This window comes from Paraburkholderia sp. RHO2 (assembly GCF_050955445.1).
Taxonomy (GTDB): domain Bacteria; phylum Actinomycetota; class Actinomycetes; order Mycobacteriales; family Mycobacteriaceae; genus Prescottella; species Prescottella agglutinans_A.
Window position 1 is genome coordinate 3,656,085 of record NZ_CP162617.1, and the last position, 20,118, is coordinate 3,676,202.

General features: G+C 70.4%; 18 protein-coding genes. 7 read left to right on the plus strand and 11 right to left on the minus strand.

The annotated features are described in order from the left end of the window. Positions 1–102: 102 nt before the first annotated feature. Positions 103–1,095: a type IV toxin-antitoxin system AbiEi family antitoxin gene (locus tag ABTV10_RS17010; protein ID WP_499028722.1), complete on the plus strand. Its 993-nt coding sequence runs from the start codon at positions 103–105 to the stop codon at positions 1,093–1,095. Here ABTV10_RS17010 and ABTV10_RS17015 read toward each other — a convergent pair. Beyond that, positions 1,088–2,053 (minus strand): DoxX family protein, encoded by a 966-nt coding sequence (locus ABTV10_RS17015; protein ID WP_499028724.1) that lies wholly within the window; start codon positions 2,051–2,053, stop codon positions 1,088–1,090. The genes ABTV10_RS17010 and ABTV10_RS17015 overlap by 8 nt on opposite strands. 111 nt (positions 2,054–2,164) lie before the next feature. Between ABTV10_RS17015 and ABTV10_RS17020 the strand changes: the two genes are divergently transcribed. Next, positions 2,165–3,310 carry a PQQ-dependent sugar dehydrogenase gene (locus ABTV10_RS17020; protein ID WP_499028726.1) on the plus strand — a complete coding sequence of 382 codons (1,146 nt, stop codon included), beginning with the start codon at positions 2,165–2,167 and terminating at the stop codon, positions 3,308–3,310. Between the two features lie 3 nt (positions 3,311–3,313). On the opposite strand, the gene ABTV10_RS17025 is transcribed toward ABTV10_RS17020, so the two are convergent. From ABTV10_RS17025 to ABTV10_RS17045, 5 genes are all read right to left on the minus strand, one after another. Then, positions 3,314–4,522 carry a cation:proton antiporter gene (locus ABTV10_RS17025; protein ID WP_499028728.1) on the minus strand — a complete coding sequence of 403 codons (1,209 nt, stop codon included), beginning with the start codon at positions 4,520–4,522 and terminating at the stop codon, positions 3,314–3,316. Between the two features lie 11 nt (positions 4,523–4,533). Beyond that, positions 4,534–6,042 (minus strand): Asp-tRNA(Asn)/Glu-tRNA(Gln) amidotransferase subunit GatB, encoded by a 1,509-nt coding sequence (gene gatB / locus ABTV10_RS17030; RefSeq protein ID WP_433605784.1) that lies wholly within the window; start codon positions 6,040–6,042, stop codon positions 4,534–4,536. A gap of 22 nt (positions 6,043–6,064) precedes the next feature. Continuing rightward, on the minus strand, positions 6,065–7,096 hold the full coding sequence (locus ABTV10_RS17035; protein WP_499028730.1) for an ATP-dependent 6-phosphofructokinase: 1,032 nt from the start codon (positions 7,094–7,096) through the stop codon (positions 6,065–6,067). 81 nt (positions 7,097–7,177) lie between these two features. Continuing rightward, positions 7,178–7,840 carry a response regulator gene (locus ABTV10_RS17040; RefSeq protein WP_499028732.1) on the minus strand — a complete coding sequence of 221 codons (663 nt, stop codon included), beginning with the start codon at positions 7,838–7,840 and terminating at the stop codon, positions 7,178–7,180. 9 nt (positions 7,841–7,849) lie between these two features. Beyond that, positions 7,850–9,034: a sensor histidine kinase gene (locus ABTV10_RS17045; RefSeq protein ID WP_499028733.1), complete on the minus strand. Its 1,185-nt coding sequence runs from the start codon at positions 9,032–9,034 to the stop codon at positions 7,850–7,852. Between the two features lie 168 nt (positions 9,035–9,202). On the opposite strand from ABTV10_RS17045, the gene ABTV10_RS17050 reads away from it, so the two are divergent. From ABTV10_RS17050 to ABTV10_RS17065, 4 genes are read left to right on the plus strand one after another with little or no spacing between them, the layout of a single operon-like run. Further along, positions 9,203–9,829: a hypothetical protein gene (locus tag ABTV10_RS17050; protein ID WP_499028735.1), complete on the plus strand. Its 627-nt coding sequence runs from the start codon at positions 9,203–9,205 to the stop codon at positions 9,827–9,829. Next, positions 9,826–11,172, plus strand: coding sequence for an alpha/beta-hydrolase family protein (locus ABTV10_RS17055; RefSeq protein WP_499028737.1), 1,347 nt, complete (start codon positions 9,826–9,828; stop codon positions 11,170–11,172). The genes ABTV10_RS17050 and ABTV10_RS17055 overlap by 4 nt, the downstream gene beginning before the upstream one ends. A gap of 43 nt (positions 11,173–11,215) precedes the next feature. Further along, the gene (locus ABTV10_RS17060) at positions 11,216–11,743 is read left to right on the plus strand and encodes a mycothiol transferase (protein WP_499028738.1); all 528 of its coding nucleotides are present in this window, start codon (positions 11,216–11,218) and stop codon (positions 11,741–11,743) included. A 50-nt stretch (positions 11,744–11,793) separates the two neighbouring features. Further along, positions 11,794–12,936: an NAD(P)/FAD-dependent oxidoreductase gene (locus tag ABTV10_RS17065; protein WP_499028740.1), complete on the plus strand. Its 1,143-nt coding sequence runs from the start codon at positions 11,794–11,796 to the stop codon at positions 12,934–12,936. Here the strand turns inward: ABTV10_RS17065 and ABTV10_RS17070 are convergent. The 3 genes from ABTV10_RS17070 to gatC all read right to left on the minus strand — a co-directional run bounded on the left by ABTV10_RS17070 (position 12,899) and on the right by gatC (position 16,287). Further along, the gene (locus ABTV10_RS17070; protein ID WP_499028742.1) at positions 12,899–14,386 is read right to left on the minus strand and encodes a flavin-containing monooxygenase; all 1,488 of its coding nucleotides are present in this window, start codon (positions 14,384–14,386) and stop codon (positions 12,899–12,901) included. The genes ABTV10_RS17065 and ABTV10_RS17070 overlap by 38 nt on opposite strands. Before the next feature lie 120 nt (positions 14,387–14,506). Next, complete coding sequence (gene gatA, locus ABTV10_RS17075; protein WP_499028743.1) at positions 14,507–15,991, minus strand: Asp-tRNA(Asn)/Glu-tRNA(Gln) amidotransferase subunit GatA; 1,485 nt, start codon at positions 15,989–15,991, stop codon at positions 14,507–14,509. Further along, on the minus strand, positions 15,988–16,287 hold the full coding sequence (gatC, locus tag ABTV10_RS17080) for an Asp-tRNA(Asn)/Glu-tRNA(Gln) amidotransferase subunit GatC (protein WP_127914347.1): 300 nt from the start codon (positions 16,285–16,287) through the stop codon (positions 15,988–15,990). The genes gatA and gatC overlap by 4 nt, the downstream gene beginning before the upstream one ends. A 200-nt stretch (positions 16,288–16,487) precedes the next feature. Here gatC and ABTV10_RS17085 point away from each other — a divergent pair, with 200 nt between their 5' ends. Further along, positions 16,488–17,138 carry an ACT domain-containing protein gene (locus ABTV10_RS17085; protein ID WP_499028745.1) on the plus strand — a complete coding sequence of 217 codons (651 nt, stop codon included), beginning with the start codon at positions 16,488–16,490 and terminating at the stop codon, positions 17,136–17,138. 26 nt (positions 17,139–17,164) lie between these two features. Here ABTV10_RS17085 and ABTV10_RS17090 read toward each other — a convergent pair whose 3' ends face one another. Next, entirely contained in the window at positions 17,165–17,653 is a 489-nt protein-coding gene (locus ABTV10_RS17090; RefSeq protein ID WP_433605805.1) for a GNAT family N-acetyltransferase, read from the minus strand. Positions 17,654–17,993: 340 nt separating this feature from the next. Then, entirely contained in the window at positions 17,994–20,099 is a 2,106-nt protein-coding gene (gene ligA / locus ABTV10_RS17095) for an NAD-dependent DNA ligase LigA (protein ID WP_499028746.1), read from the minus strand. Between the last annotated feature and the right edge of the window lie 19 nt (positions 20,100–20,118).

The window sequence follows — 20,118 nt, forward strand, 5'->3', positions numbered from 1 at the left end:
CACAACCGTTTCCGGAGCGGCAGATCTGTGGATACCGAGAAATCCATCCACAGATCGCGACGTAGGCGCCGTCGGTACACTCCGGCGCGGCAGGCTCGGCACATGGAATTCGACGGCACGCCACTGGTATTCAGGTCCGACGCGCTCGGTCGCGGCTTCACGGACCACGAACTGCGCGCGGCGCGACGGTCGCGGGAGTTGCTCGCCGTCCGGCCCGGGGCGTACGTCCGCGCGGCCGATCTGGCCCGGCTCGACTCCGTCGCGCAACACCGGCTGGCGGTCCTCGCCACGGCGTCTGCATGCCGCGACACCGTGGTCAGCCACGTGTCGGCGGCCGTGATGCACGGGATCGATCTGTGGAACGTGCCGCTACGGCTGGTGCACTCCACCCTCGACCGCCCTTCCGGCGGCAAGGTCACCACCCGCCGGCACGTTCACGTGGGGCAGCTGCCCGCCGAGGACGTCGTCGTCGTGGACTGTCTGACCGTCACCACACCGGCGCGGACAGTCGTCGACCTCGCGCGGACGTTGCCGTTCGAGTCCGCCGTCACCTCGGGGGACCACGCGCTGGCGACGGGGCTCGTGACACACCGGGATCTCGCCGACGCCCTCGAACGGTGCCGCGGCCGACGCGGGGCGGCGCAGGCAGCACGAGCGGTCGCCTGCATGGATTCGCGGAGCGAGAGCGTCGGCGAGTCACGCAGCCGCGTGCTGATCCACCGCATGCGCCTTCCCGCACCGGACCTCCAGCGCGAGATCGCCGACGAGAAGGGCTCGATCGGGCGGGTCGACTTCCTCTTCGAGGACGAGCATGTCGTGGGCGAGTTCGACGGTCTCGGCAAGTACACCGAACACCTCCGGCCCGGGCAGAGCAGCGAGCAGGCCGTGATCGAGGAGAAACGACGCGAAGACCGCATCTGTGCTGCCGGCTACATAGTCGCCCGTTGGGGCTGGCGTGAGCTCGGTTCGCCGGAGGAGGTGGTCCGGCGCATCCGACGCGCGATCGCTTCCGCGGCCGCCGCGCCCACAGTGGCGACGCCGCGCCCCCGATCGCAGGCGCGGCACGACGAAGACCGGCGCGGCGCCGTCAGATGACGGGGTTGGCGCCGTTGAGGAGGAACCACACGCCGACACCGACCGCGGCGCCCAGGATCAGGATCACCGCCGAACCCACGTACGGGCGGGTCGCCCAGTTGCGGCGACCGTCCAGGGAGATACGCCCGGGACCGGTCAGGATGATCGCTCCGGCGGCCGCTCCCAGCAGCGTCTCGTATTCGATGCCGTCGGGCGCGAAGTACTCGAGTCCGGGGACCATCGACTGCTTCAAGCACCACGCGTTGATCATCACCGCGAGCACCGTAGCCGCGGCCACCGGCGTGATCAGGCCCAGGATCAGGAGTGCGCCGCCGGCCACCTCGCCGACCGCGCCCGCCGCGGCCAGCGCCCGCGCGTGGTCGAATCCGGAGTCGATCAACTGGTCGCGGTACCCGGAGAGCCCGGGCCCGTTCCACCAGCCCGTCAGCTTCTGCAGGCCGTGCGCCAGCAGCGTGCCGCCGACCGCGAGACGCAGAACGAGCAAACCGACGTCGAGGGTGCCGCGACGCGAGTCGTCCGACGACGCGGGCGGGACGACGACCGGCCCGGCGGCCGGCGGAGACACGATCGGCTCGGACACGATCGGCTCGGACACGATCGGCTCCGACGCAACCGGCTCCGACACCAGTGTTTCGGTCGCGGAGCGGGTGGACACTGTCGGCTCGGACACCGGGGGCTCGCCGCGGTCGATCACCACGGTGGGCTGGTCCTCGACCGGGATCGGTATCGGGGCCGTCGGCGAGGACACCGGACGGAAGGTGGGGATCTGCTCGGTCGGGAGACTGTCGGCGTGCGGGGCGCCGAAGTCGAGGTCCTCGTCGGTCTGCGGCAGGAGCGGCTTCGTCGGATTCGACGGCCGGGTCGACTGGACCGGGAACCGCTCGGTCGGCTGGTCGAACGGGCTGGGGGCGGACGCCCCGCCGGCGGACTCGGTGTGATCTCTCGGCTTGTCAGTCACGCCCTGCAGCCTAGGTGCGCTCGCCGGAGTTGCCCGGGTACCGAAGCCCGGCGCGCCGGTCACACAACACCGCGTGGCGGCGACCGGCGGACCTTCCGTAACGTCTGCAGCATGACGATTGGTCAACGGAGCCGGACGGTCCGGCGCACCGCCGCGACCGTACTCCTGTCGGTGTCGGTGCTCACGATCGCCGGATGCGCCCGGTTCGACGACTCCGCGTCCTCTCCGTTCACCCCGGAGCCGACGTTCGGCTCCGGTGCCGAGGTGCAGCCGAAGGAGCCGTCCACGCCGCCGTCGGGAGTGCCCGAGCCATCCGTGCCGAACGATCCGTGCTTCGACCGCGACCCCAACGTCATCGCGACCTGCCTGGACACCACCGGCGGGATGGTGATGCTCCCCGACGGCGCCTCCGCGCTCGTCACCGAGCGCCGCACCGGTCGCATCCTGCGCGTGGCGCCGGGCCAGACGCCCTCCGAGTTCGCAAGGATTCCGGTCGATTCCGGCTCGGACGGCGGACTGCTCGACATCGCGCTGTCCCCCACCTTCGAAGAGGACAACCTGCTCTACGCGTACATCACGACGCCGAGCGACAACCGTGTCGTGCGGATCGCGCCCGGCGACGCACCCAAGGACGTGCTGACGGGTATTCCGCGCGGCGCCACCGGAAACGCGGGCGCGCTGGCGTTCGCGACGCCCAGTGAGCTGATGGTCCTCACCGGCGACACCGGGAGTCCTGCTGCCGCTGCCGATCCGGCGTCGCTCGCCGGAAAACTGTTGCGCGTCACGGTGCTCGCGTCGACGCCGAACCCGCCGCGTCCGGCGGTGGCGCTGTCCGGCATCGGCCGGGCGGGAGACGTCTGCACGGACCCGAGCGGGGCCGTCTGGGTGACCGACCGCACGGTCGTCGAGGACCGGCTGCAGCGCGTCGACGCCGGCGGCGCCGTCGGCGCGCCAGCGTGGACGTGGCCCGACAAGCCCGGTGTCGCCGGCTGTGCGGCCACGCAGAACGCGGTGGTGGTGGCGCTCAGCGACGGGCGTGCGGTGGCGGTCTTCGCGACCGACCGCGAGACCGGTGGCGTTTCGACGGCGCCGGCGCTGCTGGCGCAGAACCTCTACGGCCGTCTCGGTGGAACCGTCATCAGCGGGGACGGGCAGATCTGGGCGGCCACGGTGAACAAGTCGGGCGGCGCCCCCGGCCCCACCGACGATCGGGTGGTCAGGCTCCCGTTGCCGTCGGGCGCCGGCGGCGTCGACTGATGCTCACGCCGGGAGCTGGTCGCGCGGCTCGCTGGGTGTCTCGGACGCGAGCGCGCTCGCGAGCAGCGGCAGCACCAGGACCGTGATGGCGCCGGCGGCCACGAGGATCGATGCGGTCGCGTTGGACATCTGCCCGGCGGCGACCGCGACTCCCGTGACGGCGACGATGAGCGGCAGGCCGGTGGTCGAGTACAGCGCGACCTGGAGTTGCTCGCGGGTATCGAAGTTCGCGCCGGCCGGGCCGCGGTCGTAGCGCGACGCGACGAACACGGGCAGACCGCGGACGACGAGGAGAAGCACGAAGAAGGCCATCAGCACGAGGGGTTCGCCGGCCACCGCCGATACGTCGATCGCCATCCCGGAGGTGACGAAGAAGATCGGGATGAGCAGACCGAACGCGAGCCCCTCGAGCTTTCCCTCGAGCAGTTCGTCACCGTCCGGGACCGTGCGGCGCAGGATGAATCCGGCCGCGAACGCGCCCAGGATGATGTCGAGGTCGAACACTGCGGCGACCGCGATAAGTGCCACCAGCAGCAGCATCACCAACCGCACGGTCGTCTGTGCGGTGGTGTCGGAGCCGCGCCGGATCACGGCCAGCAACTCGGTGCCCTCGCGGAGGATCCGGGCGGGCAGCATCGCGACGACGACCGCGACCGCGGCGAAGGCGGCCAGCACGACGAGCGAGAGCACCGCGCCGCGCGCGCCCAACAGGATGGCCATCGCCAGGACCGGGCCGATCTCACCGATCGCGCCGTGGTTGAGGACCGAGCGCCCGACCGGCGTCGCCAAGAGACCGCGGTCCTTGAGGATCGGCAGCAGCGTGCCCAGCGCGGTCGACGTGAGCGCGATCGCGACGGCGATCTCCGAATGCACCAGACCCGCCGCCGCCAGCGCGCCGACGACGGCGAACGCCAGCGCCAGGCAGGCCAGCCAGGTCACCAGAGCGCGACGGCCGCCGCGGCCGGTCAACTCGTCCTTGTCGATCTCGTATCCGGCGAGCAGGAACAGCATGCCGAGCCCGAGTTCACGCAGCAGTTCGATCTCGGAATCGACGTTCGCCAGATCGAGCACGTAGGGACCGATGACGATGCCGCCCACGAGCAGCAGCACGACCTCGGGAATCAGCTTGCGCCGCAGCGACCCCGCGATGAGTGGCGCGATCGCCGCCGCGACCGTGATCCAGAACAGTGATGTGGCAACGGCGGCGTCCATGTGCCGCTACGTTAGCTGCACGCGGCGATGACGAGCTCCTTGACACGCGCGGGGTCGGCCTGGCCACGGGTGGCCTTCATTACGTCGCCGACGATCTTGCCCGCCGCGGCGACCTTGCCGCTGCGGATCTTTTCGGCGATGTCGGGATTGGCGGCCAGCGCCTCGTCGACCGCGGCCTGCAGCTTGGTGTCGTCGCGCTCGACGACCAGGCCGCGCGCCTCCACGATCTGCTCAGGCTCGCCCTCGCCGTCGAGCACGAAGTCCACGACCTGGCGGGCGACCTTGTTGTTGAGCTTGCCGCTGTCGACGAGCTCGACCACCTTGGCGACCTGCACCGGCGTGATGGGCAGTTCGGCGAGCTCGACACCACGCGTGTTGGCCTGCTGCGCGAGGTAGGACACCCACCACGACCGCGCCGCGTCGGCCGACGCGCCGGCCTCGGTGGTGGCGATCACCAACTCGAGGGCGCCGGCGTTGACGAGGTCGCGCATGACCTCGTCCGAGACGCCCCACTGCTCCTGGATGCGGGCACGACGGATCCACGGCAGCTCGGGCAGCGTCGCGCGCAGTTCCTCGACCCACTCGGCGCTCGGGGCGACCGGCTCGAGGTCGGGCTCGGGGAAGTAGCGGTAGTCCTCGGCGGTCTCCTTGCGGCGACCGGCGGATGTGGTGCCGTCGGCCTCCTGGAAGTGCCGGGTCTCCTGAATGACCTCGCCGCCGGAGACGAGCACCGCACCCTGACGGCGCATCTCGTAGCGGACGGCGGTCTCGACGCTCTTGAGCGAGTTGACGTTCTTGGTCTCGGTGCGGGTGCCGAACTCCTTGGCGCCGATCGGCATGAGCGAGACGTTGGCGTCGCAGCGCAGCGAACCCTGATCCATGCGGACGTCGGAGACGTCGAGTGCCTTGAGCAGGTCACGCAGCGCGCTCACGTACGCGCGGGCGACCTCGGGGGCACGCTCGCCGGCGCCGGTGATGGGCTTGGTGACGATCTCGACGAGCGGCACGCCGGCCCGGTTGTAGTCGAGCAGCGAGTGGCTCGCGCCGTGGATGCGACCGGTGGCACCGCCGACGTGGAGCGACTTGCCGGTGTCCTCCTCCATGTGGGCGCGCTCGATCTCGACGCGCCACGTGGTGCCGTCGTCGAGCACGACGTCGAGGTAGCCCTCGGTCGCGATGGGCTCGTCGTACTGGGAGATCTGGTAGTTCTTCGGCTGGTCCGGGTAGAAGTAGTTCTTCCGCGCGAACCGGCCCCACGGGGTGATGGAGCAGTTCAGCGCCAGGCCGATGCGGATCGCCGACTCGACGGCGGCCTGGTTGACCACCGGCAGCGCGCCCGGCATACCGAGGCACACGGGGCACACCTGCGTGTTGGGATCGGCGCCGAACGCCGTCGGGCACGGGCAGAACATCTTGGTGGCGGTGTGCAACTCGACGTGCACTTCCATGCCCAGTACGGGCTCGAACTTCGCGAGGACGGCGTCATAGTCGAGAAGGTCAGCGGACACGGCGGCAGTCATGCCCATGAGTTTATGCGCCTCGTCAGCCGAAGAACGCGGCCGCCTCCCGGTAACGATCCAGGGGCACCGTCTTGAGCTGCTTGGTCGCCTCCGACAGCGGCACGAGCTCGATCTCGGTGCCGTGCAGTGCCACCATCTGACCGAACTGTCCGCCGTGCGCCGCGTCCGTGGCGTGCACCCCGAACCGGGTGGCCAGGACCCGGTCGTAGGGCGTGGGTGTGCCGCCGCGCTGCACGTGTCCGAGCACCGTCGTGCGGACCTCCTTCCCGATCCGCCGTTCGATCTCGACGGCGAGTTGCTGCGCGACACCGGTGAAGATCTTGTGCCCGAACTCGTCGATCCCGCCTTCCCGCAACGTCATGGAGTCCGGGTCGGGTGACGCACCTTCGGCCACGACGCAGATGAAGTGGGAGTCGCCGCGTTGGAAGCGCTTCTTGACCATGGCGCACACCTCGTCCACGTCGAACGGTTGCTCGGGGACGAGGATCAGGTGCGCTCCCGACGCCATCCCGGACTGCAGCGCGATCCAGCCGGCGTGCCGGCCCATCACCTCGACGAGCATGACGCGCTGGTGCGACTCCGCGGTGGTGTGCAGGCGGTCGATCGCGTCGGTCGCGATCGTGAGGGCGGTGTCGAACCCGAAGGTGACGTCCGTGCAGTCGATGTCGTTGTCGATGGTCTTGGGGACCCCGACGATGGGAACCCCGCTGTCGGCGAGCCAGCTGCCGGCCGTCAGCGTGCCCTCGCCCCCGATCGGGATGAGGACCTCGATGCCGTTGTCGTCGAGTGTCTGCTTGATCCGGTCTAGCCCGTCGTGCAGCTTCTGCGGGTTGACCCGGGCGGTACCGAGGATGGTGCCGCCGCGCGCGAGTATGCGGTCGATGCGGTCCTCGTTGCGCATCTGGACCTTGCGGTCTTCGAGAAGTCCGCGCCAGCCGTCCTGGAAGCCGACGACGGTGCTGCCGTAGCGGCCGTCCGCGGTTCGCACGACGGCGCGGATCACGGCGTTGAGACCGGGACAGTCGCCGCCTCCGGTCAGGATTCCGATGCGCATCACGGCCCCCAGGGCGTTCGGGTAGCAGAGCGGTCCCCTCTCATCTTGCCGCTCCCGTGCCGATCGGGCACGCCGACTCGATCAGCCGGGCGTGACGAGGCCCGATTCGTACGCGAGCACCACGGCCTGGGCCCGGTCGCGCAACGCCAGCTTCGACAGCACCTTGCCCACGTGCGTCTTGACGGTCTGCTCCGCGACGAACAGGCGCTCGGCGATCTCCATGTTCGACAGGCCGGCGGCGATGAGCTCGAGCACCTCGCGCTCACGCGGGGTGAGCGCGTCCAGTCGCGGGTGCGGCGAGCGCGGGGCCGACCGGCGCCGGGTGACGTCGGCGATGAGCCGTCGGGTGACGCTGGGCGCCAGCAACGCCTCGCCTTCCGCGACGACCCGCACCGCGCGGATCAGCTCCTCGGCCGGCGCGTCCTTGAGCATGAAGCCGCTCGCGCCGATCCCGAGTGCCTCGTACACGTACTCGTCGATGTCGAACGTGGTGAGCATCAGCACCCGAACCGGTGGATCGATTGCGGCGGAAAGGATCTCACGTGCGGCGTCGAGACCGTTGAGCTCGGGCATCCGCACGTCCATCAGGACGACGTCGGGGCGCAGTCGCTTGACCTCCGAGACGGCGACGCGGCCGTTCGGCGCGTCGCCGATCACGCTGATGTCGGGCTGCGCGGCCAGCAGCGCCCCGAAGCCCTGCCGCACCATCGCCTGATCGTCCGCAATGAAGACCGTGATCGCCACCCGGACAGCCTAGGCGAGCGGCGCGACGGGGATGTTGGCCCGCACCTCGAAACCGCCGTCGGGCAGCGCCCGGGTATCCAGGGTGCCGCCGACCGCCGCGGCGCGCTCGCGCATGCCGCCGATGCCGCTGCCGCCCGAGGACTCCGACCGCGCCGGCGCACCCACCGCGACGACGGCGGGGCCGTTGACCACCACGAGGGACGCGACGGGCGAGCCGTAGTCCAGCGTCACCGTCACGGGCGCGCCCGGGCAGTGCCGGGCCGCGTTCGCGAGCGACTCCTGCAGGATCCGGTACACGGTGAGCCCCGACAGCTCGGACAGCGACGCCGGATCTCCGGTCACGTTCCACGACAAGGCGATACCGGCGCGGCGGCTGCCGTCGAGCAGTTCCTGGACCTGCCCGACACCGGGCTGCGGCGCCCGCTCGAGCGTCTCGGCATCGCTGCGCAGCACGCCGAGCAGCCCGCGGATCTCGTTGAGCGCCTCGCGCGCGGTGGCTCCGATGGATTCGAACTCGGCCTTGGCCTCGTCGGACACCGTGGCGAGCCGGTACGGCGCACTCTGCGCCTGCACCACGACCATCGACATGTGATGTGCGACGACGTCGTGCAGGTCGCGGGCGATGCGCGCCTTCTCCTCGAGGATCGCCCGACGCGCACGTTCGAGTTCGCTGGCCTGTTCCTCCGCGGCCAACTGCCGGCGCGAGAGCACCAGCCAGCGGATCAGCAGACCGAACACGACCATCGCGCTCAACCCGACCGCCCACCCGACGCCGTCGTCTCCGGGGGTGTCCGCGAGGAACAGCAGCACGGTCGAGACCCAGGCCACCACCACGGTCGGCGGGCCGGCGGTGAGGCTGACCGCCAGCAGCAGTGCCATGATCACGATGATGTGCACGACCTGCCAGGGGTAGGTGTACCCGGAGTCGGGGACAAGGTCGAACACCCACGGGATCACGAGCGCCGACACCGCCGAGACCGCCCATCCCAGAGCCGGATTGGCCCGGATCAGAACGAAGGGCCACGCGGCGAGCGCGGCGACGATCGGCTGCACCGGCGGCGGCACCTCGTGGGTGAGATGCAGCGTCGGCCACGCCACCGCGTACAGGGTCACCGTGACGAGCGCGATGAGGATCGACAGGCGGTGTCCGCGCAGCCGCGTGTTCAGTCGTCGTACCGGTCCGTTGCCACTCACAGGTGTCGACTCTAGGAACCCGGACGTCGTCGGGCGTCATACCTGGGAGTGAGATCGGGCTCGCTCCCCGGTACGAGAGTGCCCGCACCACCCCCTCGCCGGGGCCGCCCCGATTCCACTCCGCGGAGTGATGCCGCAGCGTACCGGCCATTTCTAGCGTCAGTTGTCATGGATGCGAGAAGATGGACCGGCACGGTCCTGGCCGGCGCCGCGATCGTGACCGCCACCCTGGCCGCCCCGCAGGCGGACGCGGGCACACCCGTGCGGGAGCACTCGGGCGCCGCACGGGCGGTGAGCGAGCTGACCGCGAGCGATGTCGCCGCGGACACGTCCGCCGTGCCCGACGACTTCGCGGCCGTCATCGGCTATCGGCCGCGCCTCGAGGACGGCCTGCTGGTGAATCCGAACGGCGCGTGCTCGTCGCCGGTGCCCCTGCCCACCGAGTTCGACGTCCCCTGCAAGGCACACGATCTCGGCTACGACCTCCTGCGCTACGCGCACCTGGCCGACGGTGACCTGGGCGGGTGGGCACGCAACGCGCTCGACGCCCAACTCGACCGTCGGATGCACGAGGCCTGCGAGGCCCGGGAACGGGACCGCACATCCTGTTTCGCGATGGCGAACACCGCGACGACGGCGGTGGCCGTGAACTCCATGCGGCAGGGCTACGGCGTCCCGATCGACGAGCCGTGGATCCGGTACTCCGTCGGCGCGACCCTCGCCGCGCTGGGACTGCTGGCGGTGACGGCGGTGGTCCGCCGGGTCGGGCGGATCCGTTGGGCGGTGCCGGCATGAGCGCACTCCTGAGCCCGGGTGTCCGGGCGCGTCAGCTCGCCGCCACCGCCGCACTCCCCCGGGTGGGCACGTCCCTGGCGGTCTCGGCCGGGACGGTGGTGTCGCTGGCGCCGTCGCTGCTCCCCCGGTCCGCACCCGTCCAGGGCGTGCTGACCGGCGTGCTCGTCGCGGCACTGTGGGGATCGGCGGCACTGATCGGCCGGTTGCGGCCGAACAACCGACAGGGTTCGACCGCACGACTGGCCGCCCTCGGGGCGGCCACCGTTGCCGCCGCATGGGCCGTGGCCTGCGCCGACAGCTGGCAGAACTCGCTCCGCGCGATGATGGCCCTGCCCTCGGTCGGCGCCACGCACTGGGCCCAGGCGGGACTCTGGGCCGCCGCGGTGTGCCTGGTTGCGGCGGGAATCGGGCGGGGACTCGCGGCGGCGGCGCGGCGACTGGGCCCCGCGCGATCGACGGCACTGGCCGCCACCGTCGCCGCGCTCGCCTGGTTCGTCGCGGTACCCGGAGCGACTTCGGCTGCGGCGCAGCACTTCCGCGCCTCAAGTGCGGTGGTCGACCCGGATCTCGTTGCACCTGTGGGTGATCCGCTGGTGCCGTGGACGACGCTGGGTGCGGAGGGACGCCGGTTCGTCGCCGGCACGTCTGACCCCCGCAGCATCCGCACGTACGTGGGGCTCGACTCCGCGCCCACCGTCGACGCCCGCGCCGCCCTCGCCGTGCGGGAACTCGACCGAGCGGGCGGGTTCACCCGGGGCCACATAGTGGTGGCCGTCCCGACCGGCTCGGGGTGGATCGACGGTGAGGCGGCACGCGGGATCGAGCGCCGGTTCGGCGGCGACGTCGCCACCGTCGGGCAGCAGTACTCGTACGCCCCCAGTTGGGTCACGTTCCTGTTCGGCCGCACCGACGCGCAGGAGTCGGCCCGCGCCCTGTTCGCGGCCGTGTCGGCGCACGTTGCCACACTGCCGCCGCAGGCGCGTCCGATTGTGCACGTGTACGGCCAGAGCCTGGGCTCGGTCGGTGGCAGCGCGATCCTCGACGACGCCACCGGGCCCGCGGTGTGCAGCGCGCTGTGGGCCGGACCTCCGGCCGGGGCCGTGCGTCTCGGCGGCGCGACGGTGCTCGCCAACAGCTCCGACCCGGTGGTGTGGTGGTCCCCCGCCCTGTTGACCCGCGCGCCCGACCTCACCCGAGCGCGTGTCGACGCCCCGGTGCCGCAATGGATTCCGTTCGTGAGCTTTGTCCAGACCACCGTCGACCTGATGTTCTCGCTGGACGCACCGACCGGGCACGGACACCGTTACGGAGCCGACCAGGGCCTGCTCATGCCCGGCTGCTGAGCGATCGTCCGCGGCGACGCGGGTCTGCGCCTACGGTGGAGGCATGAGCCGAAACACGGAGGCGGACGCGGCACGCGCGGTCCTGCGGGACAACTTCGAACGCATCCGCGAACTGGTCGTCTCGGTCACCGACGGGCTGACGCCCGAGATGTCCGACTATCGTCCGGCGCCACAGGCAAATTCGATCGCCTGGCTGATCTGGCATCTCACCCGCGTGCAGGACGACCACGTGAGCGATGCCGCCGACGTAGAGCAGGCGTGGACGTCGCGTGGTTGGCAGGAGCGGTTCGCGTTCCCGTTCCCGGCCGCGGACGTCGGGTACGGGCACAGCAGCACCGATGTCGGCGCCGTGCACGCCGATGCGGAACTGCTCGCCGACTACCACGGCGACGTGCACCTCGCGACCCTCGAGTACATCGACGAACTCACCACCGACGAGCTCGAACGGATCGTGGACCGCCGATGGGATCCCCCCGTCACGGTCTCGGTTCGACTGGTCAGTGTGATCGGTGACTGCCTCCAGCACCTGGGGCAGGCGGCATACGTGCGGGGGCTGTACCAAGCGGGGTGAAACGACCCGCCCGCCTTGTTCGCGCCGTTGAGCGCGCCGATACTGAGGACATGCACTCCGTACTCATCCTCGGGGCCGGTTTCGGAGGGCTGGAGCTGGCTGCGAATCTGTCCGAGTCGCTCGCCGGGGAGGTCCGGGTCGACCTCGTCGATCAGAGTCCTTCCTTCGCATTCGGCTTCTCCAAGATCGATGTGCTGTTTCGCGGCACCGACCCAGGGTCCGTCAAGATCCCGTATTCCGCGATCGATCATCCGGGCGTGGAGTTCCACCAGGAGCGGGTCACGTCGATCGCCCCGTCGACTCGGAGCGTCCGCACCGACCGCACCGAATACCGGCCCGACACATTGGTGGTGGCACTCGGCGCCGACTACGACTTCGCCGCGACACCAGGTTTCGTCGAGGACGGTCACGAGTACTACTCCATCGACGGCGCATGCCGCCTGCGTGACCGGCTCGACGGGTTCACCGGCGGAACGGTCCTGATCGGCGTCCTGAGTGTGCCGTTCAAGTGCCCCCCGGCGCCCTACGAGGGCGCGCTGATGCTGCACGACACCCTGACCCGGCGGGGCGTGCGGTCGGACACGAGCATCCATGTGGTCACACCGATGCCCGCACCGATCCCGGTGTCGGTACCCACGTCCGAGGCGATCGTCGGCGCACTCACCGAGCGCGGAATCGAGCACTCGCCCGGCATACGTGTCCACGAACTGGACCCGAACCGGCACGTAGCGACCACGCGTGACGGCGAGCTCGGTTACGACCTGTTCATCGGGATTCCCCGGCACCGAGTACCGGACGTCGTCGAGGAGTCCGGGCTCACCGAAGGCGGCGCCGACGGCTGGGTGCACGTCGATCCGGAGACCCTGGCCACGCCGTATCCCGGCGTCTACGCCGTCGGTGACTGCGCCGACGCCCCCACCCCGCGGGCCGGCGTGTTCGCCGAGAACGCCGCCCGCACCGTCGCCGAGGGCATCATCGCCCGACTGCGCGGCACGGACCCGCCGGAGAAGTTCCGCGGCCAGGGATCGTGCTACATCGAGTTCGGCGGCGGCCTCGTCGGCAAGGTGGATGCGGACTTCCTCTCCGGCCCCGAACCGGTGGCACCGCTCTACGGGCCGTCCACCGAATTCGCAAAGGAGAAAGCGGATTTCGCGATCATACGACGTCGCCGCTGGTTCGGGCCCGAAGCGTGACGGTCCGCAGCCGGTAGTCGCGACGGTCCGGTCGTCGCGTGCGCCGCCGATAGGCGGTGACGGTGCCGGGCCAGTTGGTGGTGATCCGGCCCGACGCGGTGCGGTACCAACTGTTGCACAGGCTCCACACCGAATCCCCGAGCCTGCGCTGGATGCGCTCGTCGAACCGACGCTCGACGCCGGCGTCGACTTCGACGGCACAGCCCGGTTGCTCGACGAGCCACCCGACGAGACCGGCAATGTGCCGGGCCTGCGATTCGAGCATGTACACGATCGATCCCGAACCGAGATTGGTGTTGGGTCCGTACAGCATGAAGAAGTTGGGGAACCCGGCCGTGGTGATCCCGAGGTAGGCCCGGGCCCCGTCCGACCAGGCCTCGCCCAGGGTCCGGCCACCGCGGCCCCGGATGGTCATCGGGGCGAGGAAATCCGTTGCGGCGAAACCGGTTCCGTAGACGATGACGTCGGCCCGATGGAGGGTCCCGTCGGCCGTCCGCACGCCGTCGGGTTCGATGCGGTCGATGCCGTCGACGACGAGGTCGACGTTGTCGCGAGTGAGCGCCGGGTAGTAGTCGTCGGACAGCAGCATCCGCTTGCAGCCGGGCTCGTAGTCGGGTGTCAGCGCGGCGCGCAGCACGGGGTCCGTGACCTGCTTCTCGAGGTGCCGCCGGGCCAGCGCACCGGCGAATCCCCCGCGCTGCGGGGTATGGAGCAGACCGACGGTCAGCACTTCGAAGATCCCCCAGGTGAGGAAGCGTTCACCGCGCAACGTCGCGGGCACCGACCGGAAGATCCGGTGGTGCCAGTCGTGGTACACGCGGTCGGGTTTCGGGAGGACCCACGGCGCCGAGCGCTGGAACAGGGTCAGCCGGCCCGCGTCCGGGGCGATCGCCGGCACGAACTGGATCGCGCTGGCCCCGGTGCCGATCACCGCGACACGCTTGCCCGCGAGGTCGACGTCGTGGTCCCACTCGGCGGAGTGGAACGCCGGGCCGGCGAACGTCTCCCGGCCGGCGATGTCGGGCAGCGCCGGCCGCGACAACTGTCCCACCGCGGTGACCAGGACGTCGGACTCGATCACCTCACCGTCGGCCGTGTGCACCGACCATCGGTTCGTGTGCTCGTCGAACTCCGCCGCGGTGACCGCGACCCCGAACCGGATCAGCGACCGCAGGCGGTGCCGGTCGGCGATGCCGCGCAGATACGCCAGGATGTCGGGCTGCTCCGCGAACCGGCGCGCCCACTCGGGATTGGGCTCGGACGAGATCGAGTACAGCGGCGACGGCACGTCGCACGCCGCACCGGGATACGTGTTGTCACGCCACACCCCGCCGACGTCGTCGCCCTGCTCGAGGAGGGTGATGTCGGTGAGTCCGGCGCGGCGCAGTTCGAGCGCCATCGTCAGCCCACCGAACCCGGCGCCGATGATCGTGATCGACGGTTGTGCCAACCGGGGCCTCCTCGTGCGTCCGCGTCCTGTGCCACTTGCCGATGCCACGCAGCGTAGTCCCGCCGAACGCGCGACAGCCCGGATCCGATGTCCGGATCCGGGCTGTCGAACGCTCGGGCTCTAGGCGACGGGCGAGGCGATCGGGCCGCGCGCGGCCTCGTAGGCGGCGCCCACGCGGTACAGGCGCTCGTCCGCCAGGGCGGGGGCCATGATCTGCAGGCCGACGGGCAGGCCGTCGTCCGCGGACACACCCGACGGCACCGACATCGCGCAGTGGCCGGCCAGGTTGGTCGGCAGCGTGCACAGGTCGGAGAGGTACATCGCCAGCGGGTCGTTCACCTTCTCGCCCAGCTTCCACGGCGTGAACGGGCTCGTCGGCGACACCAGGACGTCGACCTTCTCGTATGCGGCGTCGAAGTCGCGCGCGATCAGCGTGCGAACCTTGAGCGCCGAACCGTAGTAGGCGTCGTAGTAGCCCGACGACAGCGCGTAGGTGCCGATCATGATGCGGCGCTTGACTTCCTTGCCGAAGCCGGCGGCGCGCGTCGCGGCCATGACCTGCTCGGCGCTCATGTCGCCGTCGTCGACGCGCAGGCCGTAACGCATGGCGTCGAAGCGCGCGAGGTTCGAGGACACCTCGCTGGGCAGGATCAGGTAGTACGACGCGAGGGCGTACTCGAAGTTGGGGCACGAGACCTCGACCACCTCGGCGCCGAGCGCGGTCAGCTGCTCGACCGCGGCGTCGAACGACGCAATGACGCCGGGCTGGTAGCTGTCCGATCGCAGCTCCTTGACGACGCCGACGCGTACGCCCTCGAGGTCACCGGTCGCACCCTGACGGGCCGCCTCGACGACCGGGCGGACCGGCTCGTTCACCGACGTGGAGTCGCGCGGGTCGTAGCCGGCGACGACCTCGTGCAGCAGCGCCGTGTCGAGCACGGTGCGACCGCACGGGCCGCCCTGGTCGAGCGACGACGCGCACGCGACCAGACCGAAGCGCGAGACCGTGCCGTAGGTGGGCTTGGTGCCGACGGTCGCGGTGACCGCGGCGGGCTGACGGATCGACCCGCCGGTGTCGGTGCCGATCGCGAGCGGCGCCTCGTACGACGCGAGCGCGGCCGCGGAGCCGCCGCCGGAACCGCCCGGAATACGGGTGGGGTCCCACGGATTGCGGGTGGGGCCGTACGCGGAGTTCTCCGTGGAGGAGCCCATCGCGAACTCGTCCATGTTGGTCTTGCCGAGGATCGGGATGCCCGCCTCGCGCAGCTTGGTGGTGAGCGTCGCGTCGTAGGGCGACACCCAGTTCTCGAGGATCTTCGACGCGCACGTCGTCGGCATGTCGGTGGTCGTGAAGACGTCCTTGAGCGCGATCGGCACGCCCGCGAGTGCCGACGCCGGCTTCTCACCGGCAGCGATCGCGGAGTCGACCTCCCTGGCGGCGACCAGCGCCTGCTCGCCCGCGACGTGCAGGAAGGCGTGCAGCTCGCCGTCGACCTTCGCGATCCGGTCGAGGTGCGCCTGCGTGACCTCCACCGAGGAGACCTCGCGGGAGTGGATCTTCGACGCCAGTTCGGACGCGTCGAGACGAGTCAGATCGGTGCTCATTCGCCCTCTCCCAGGATCTGCGGAACGGCGAACCGATCCTCTTCGACGGCCGGGGCGCCCGACAGCGCCTGCTCCGGCGTGAGGCCCGGGACGATGACGTCCGGCCGGGTCACGTTCGAGATCGGGTTGGGGTTCGCGGTGGGCGGGACATCATCTGCCGCGACCTCCGACACCGCCTTCACGTGGCTGAGAATCGAATCCAGCTGACCGGCGAACTCGTCGAGTTCGGCGTCGGTCAGGGCGAGCCGGGACAGCCGGGCGAGGTGGGCGACCTCGTCACGGGAGATGGCAGGCACCTTCGGTGACCCCTTTCAGGTCGGAAGTGTTCGTTCCCGACCAGCCTAGAGCGTGGCCGGATCGGTCGTGCAGCCCGTCACCCCAGCGGGCGCAGACCGGGAGTGAAAGGATGGAGGAGGCGGGGGCCCGCACCGTGTCCCTTCTTCGGCACCGAACTCGGCATCGAACCCGAGGCTTCGAACGACTGGAAAGGTCACCCGTGTCCTACCTGCTCCGCGTCCAGCTTCCCGACCGGCCCGGCAGCCTCGGCGCACTCGCCGTCGCGCTCGGTTCCGTCGGCGCCGACATCCTCTCGCTGGACGTCGTCGAGCGGGGTGCGGGATACGCGGTGGACGATCTGGTGGTCGACGTCGAGGCCGGATCGCTGCCGGACACGCTCATCACGGCGGCCGAGAAGCTGGCGGACGTCCACGTCGACTCGATCCGCCCCTACTCCGGCATCCTCGACACCCACCGCGAGCTCGAGCTCATCGACCACGTCGCGACCGCGCGCTCCGACCGGCTCCAGGTGCTGGTCGACAACGCGCCGCGCGTGCTGCGGGTGGGGTGGTGCACGGTGATGGACACCGGCCCCCACGGCGCCTTCCGGGTGGTCGGCAGCCCCGGCGCCCCGGAGACCCACGCCGGCGACGCGCCGTGGATGCCGCTGAAGAAGGCGACGGTGCTCCACGGCGACGAGGACTGGGTGCCGCAGACGTGGCGGGACATGGACACCACCCTCGCCGCGGCGCCGCTCGGCTCCACCGGCCGGGCGCTGCTGCTGGGCCGGCCCGGCGGCCCCGACTTCCGCCCCTCGGAGGTGGCGCGGCTCGGCTACCTGACCGGCATCCTCGCCACCGTCCTCGGGTAACGGTCCGACAGTCGGGAGAGTCCTTCTCAGACGAGTTCGCGCACCAGCGCCGTGAGCTCCACACCGGGCACGGGCTCCCAGTTACGCTCCGGGACCGGCACGAAGCCGTTACGGTCGTAGATCCGGCGGGCGTCGACCATGTCGGACTGCGTCGAGATGACGACGGCACGGTCGCCGCGCTCGTAGGCGACGTCGAGCACGTGGCGCACCAGCGCCGATCCGACGCCCTTGCCGCGCGCCGTCTCCGAAACGGCGAGCATGCGGAACTCGAGTTCGCCCTTCTCGGCGACGTCGGCGAACGGTGACGCCGGCTCGGCGATGGTCACCGAACCGACGATCTCGCCGTCGACCTCGGCCACCACGACATCGGCCTGCTCGGCACGGGATGCGGTGTCGCGCAGGCTGTCGGCGTACGTGTCCGTCACCGATACGAAGCCGCCACCGATGTAGACGTCGGCGGTCAGTTCGCCGACGATCTCGTAGTCGGCAGGGGTAGCGGGTCGGATATCGATCATGGCGTCACTATGTCAGCCGCTGGCCCCGGCCGGAAAACCGATTCAGAAGCCGATTTGAGACTCGCGCCACATTTCCGGCGAATACGATCGTCGGCCACATCGCCACCGACCCGGACCGCCGCCGCGCCGGCGCAACCGTGCCCGCACCGACCCCCACCAGCGTCGACGCGACTCGGCGCCACATTCGACCCCAGGGCCCGCGGGGCCCGATTTCCGGCCACCGGGACCAGTCGTCAACGACCGGCCGTCGTAGACGTGGCGTTCATCACGTAGACAAGCGCCGCGCGACAGTGTGAATGTTGCTGTCGCACTGTGCTTCTGCACCGTGCCGGTGGTTTTCTCAGATTCCGTCCGGTCCGTTTTCCAGAAGACGACGGAAACCCGCCTCGTCCAGGATCGGCACGCCGAGTTCCTCCGCCTTGGCCGCCTTCGAGCCCGGGGCGTCACCGATCACGACGAACGCCGTCTTCTTCGACACCGACCCGGCCGCCTTGCCGCCGCGGATCAGGATCGCCTCCTTCGCCTCGTCGCGGGTGAAGCCCTCGAGCGAACCCGTGACCACGATGGACAGGCCCTCGAGGTTGCGCACGATCGACTCGTCGCGCTCGTCCTCCATCGTCACGCCCGCGGCCCGCCACTTCTCGACGATGTCGCGATGCCAGTCGACGCCGAACCAGTCGACGACCGCGGCGGCGATGGTGCCGCCGACGCCGTCCACCGCCGCCAACTCCTCGACGCCCGCATTCTCGATCCGCTCGAGGCTGCCGAACTCGCTCGCGAGGGCCCGCGCCGCCGTGGGGCCCACGTGCCGGATCGAGAGCGCGACCAGCACCCGCCACAGCGGCTGCTGCTTGGCCGCACCCAGGTTGTCGAGCAGTCGACGGCCGTTGGCGGACAGGTTTCCGGCCTTGGTCCGGAACAGCGGCGCCTCGAGCAGGTCGTCCTCGGTGAGCGAGAAGAGATCGCCCTCGTCGCGGATCACCCCGGCCTGCAGCAGCGCGGTGGCCGCCTCGTAGCCGAGCACCTCGATGTCGAACGCGCCACGGCCCGCGACGTGGAACACCCGCTCGCGCAACTGCGCCGGGCACGAGCGCTGGTTGGGGCAGCGGATGTCGGCGTCGCCCTCCTTGGCAGGCGCGAGGGTGGTGCCGCACTCCGGGCACTCGGTGGGCATCACGAACTCGGTCTCGCTGCCGTCGCGGACGTCGACGACGGGGCCGAGCACCTCGGGGATCACCTCGCCGGCCTTGCGGATCACCACGGTGTCGCCGATCAGCACACCCTTGCGCTTCACCTCGGACGCGTTGTGCAGCGTCGCGAGTGACACCGTCGAGCCCGCCACCAGCACCGGCTCCATGTACGCGAACGGCGTGACGCGTCCGGTGCGGCCGACGCTGACGCGGATGTCGAGCAGTTTGGTGGTGGCCTCCTCCGGCGGGTACTTGAACGCGACCGCCCAGCGCGGGGCCCGGGACGTGGAACCGAGACGCCGGTGCAGCGACATCTCGTCGACCTTGACCACCAGGCCGTCGATCTCGTGCTCGACGTCGTGACGGTGCTCGTCCCAGTACTTGACCTTGTCGACCACGGCATCGATTCCGACGACCCGTGACGTGTGCGTCGACACCGGCAGCCCCCACGCCGCGAGGGCGGTGTACGCGTCGTACTGCCCGACGGGGTCGAATCCCTCGGTGCGGCCGAGGCCGTGGCAGATCATGCCGAGCCGGCGGCGGGCCGTCACGGCCGGGTTCTTCTGTCGCAGTGAGCCGGCCGCGGAGTTGCGCGGATTCGCGAAGGGCGCCTTGCCGTCCTGAACGAGCGAGGCGTTCAGGGCCGCGAAGTCCTCGAGCCGGAAGAACACCTCGCCGCGCACCTCGAGCAACGCCGGGATGGGGTATTCGCCACTGGGCGTGAGGGTTTCGGGGATGTCGGCGATGGTGCGCGCGTTGAGCGTCACGTCCTCGCCGGTGCGCCCGTCACCACGCGTCGCGGCGCGGACCAGCTTGCCGTTCTCGTACACGAGGTTGAGCGCGACGCCGTCGATCTTGACCTCGCACAGGTAGTGCAGGTCGGGACCCGTTTCGACCTCGACGCGACTCGCCCAGGTGCGCAGTTCGTCGTAGTCGAAGACGTTGTCGAGACTGAGCATTCGCTCGAGATGATCGACCGCGGTGAACTCGGTCGAGAACCCACCGCCGACGAGCTGCGTCGGCGAGTCCGGCGTCCGCAGATCCGGGTGGCGCTCCTCGAGGGCGTTCAGTTCACCGAGAAGCTGGTCGAATTCGCCGTCGGAGATGATCGGCGAATCGAGCACGTAGTACCGGAACTGGTGATTGCGCACGATCTCGGCCAGTTCCAGCCAGCGTTCGCGATCCTCGGCGCTCGCGGGCTCCACCACGGCGTCGGACGGGTTGGTCATGGCGGTGACGGCTTCGTTCTGGTCCACCTGGGAAGGTTATCGCAGC

What these genes read in the sequence shown, in the direction of transcription:
- ABTV10_RS17050 (WP_499028735.1), top strand. Translation starts at nt 9,203, where the DNA reads ATGGATGCGAGAAGATGGACCGGCACGGTCCTGGCCGGCGCCGCGATC.
- gatA (WP_499028743.1), bottom strand. Translation starts at nt 15,991, where the DNA reads ATGAGCACCGATCTGACTCGTCTCGACGCGTCCGAACTGGCGTCGAAG.
- ABTV10_RS17060 (WP_499028738.1), top strand. Translation starts at nt 11,216, where the DNA reads ATGAGCCGAAACACGGAGGCGGACGCGGCACGCGCGGTCCTGCGGGAC.
- ABTV10_RS17025 (WP_499028728.1), bottom strand. Translation starts at nt 4,522, where the DNA reads ATGGACGCCGCCGTTGCCACATCACTGTTCTGGATCACGGTCGCGGCG.
- gatB (WP_433605784.1), bottom strand. Translation starts at nt 6,042, where the DNA reads ATGACTGCCGCCGTGTCCGCTGACCTTCTCGACTATGACGCCGTCCTC.
- ABTV10_RS17090 (WP_433605805.1), bottom strand. Translation starts at nt 17,653, where the DNA reads ATGATCGATATCCGACCCGCTACCCCTGCCGACTACGAGATCGTCGGC.
- ABTV10_RS17065 (WP_499028740.1), top strand. Translation starts at nt 11,794, where the DNA reads ATGCACTCCGTACTCATCCTCGGGGCCGGTTTCGGAGGGCTGGAGCTG.
- ABTV10_RS17020 (WP_499028726.1), top strand. Translation starts at nt 2,165, where the DNA reads ATGACGATTGGTCAACGGAGCCGGACGGTCCGGCGCACCGCCGCGACC.
- ABTV10_RS17010 (WP_499028722.1), top strand. Translation starts at nt 103, where the DNA reads ATGGAATTCGACGGCACGCCACTGGTATTCAGGTCCGACGCGCTCGGT.
- ABTV10_RS17055 (WP_499028737.1), top strand. Translation starts at nt 9,826, where the DNA reads ATGAGCGCACTCCTGAGCCCGGGTGTCCGGGCGCGTCAGCTCGCCGCC.
- ABTV10_RS17035 (WP_499028730.1), bottom strand. Translation starts at nt 7,096, where the DNA reads ATGCGCATCGGAATCCTGACCGGAGGCGGCGACTGTCCCGGTCTCAAC.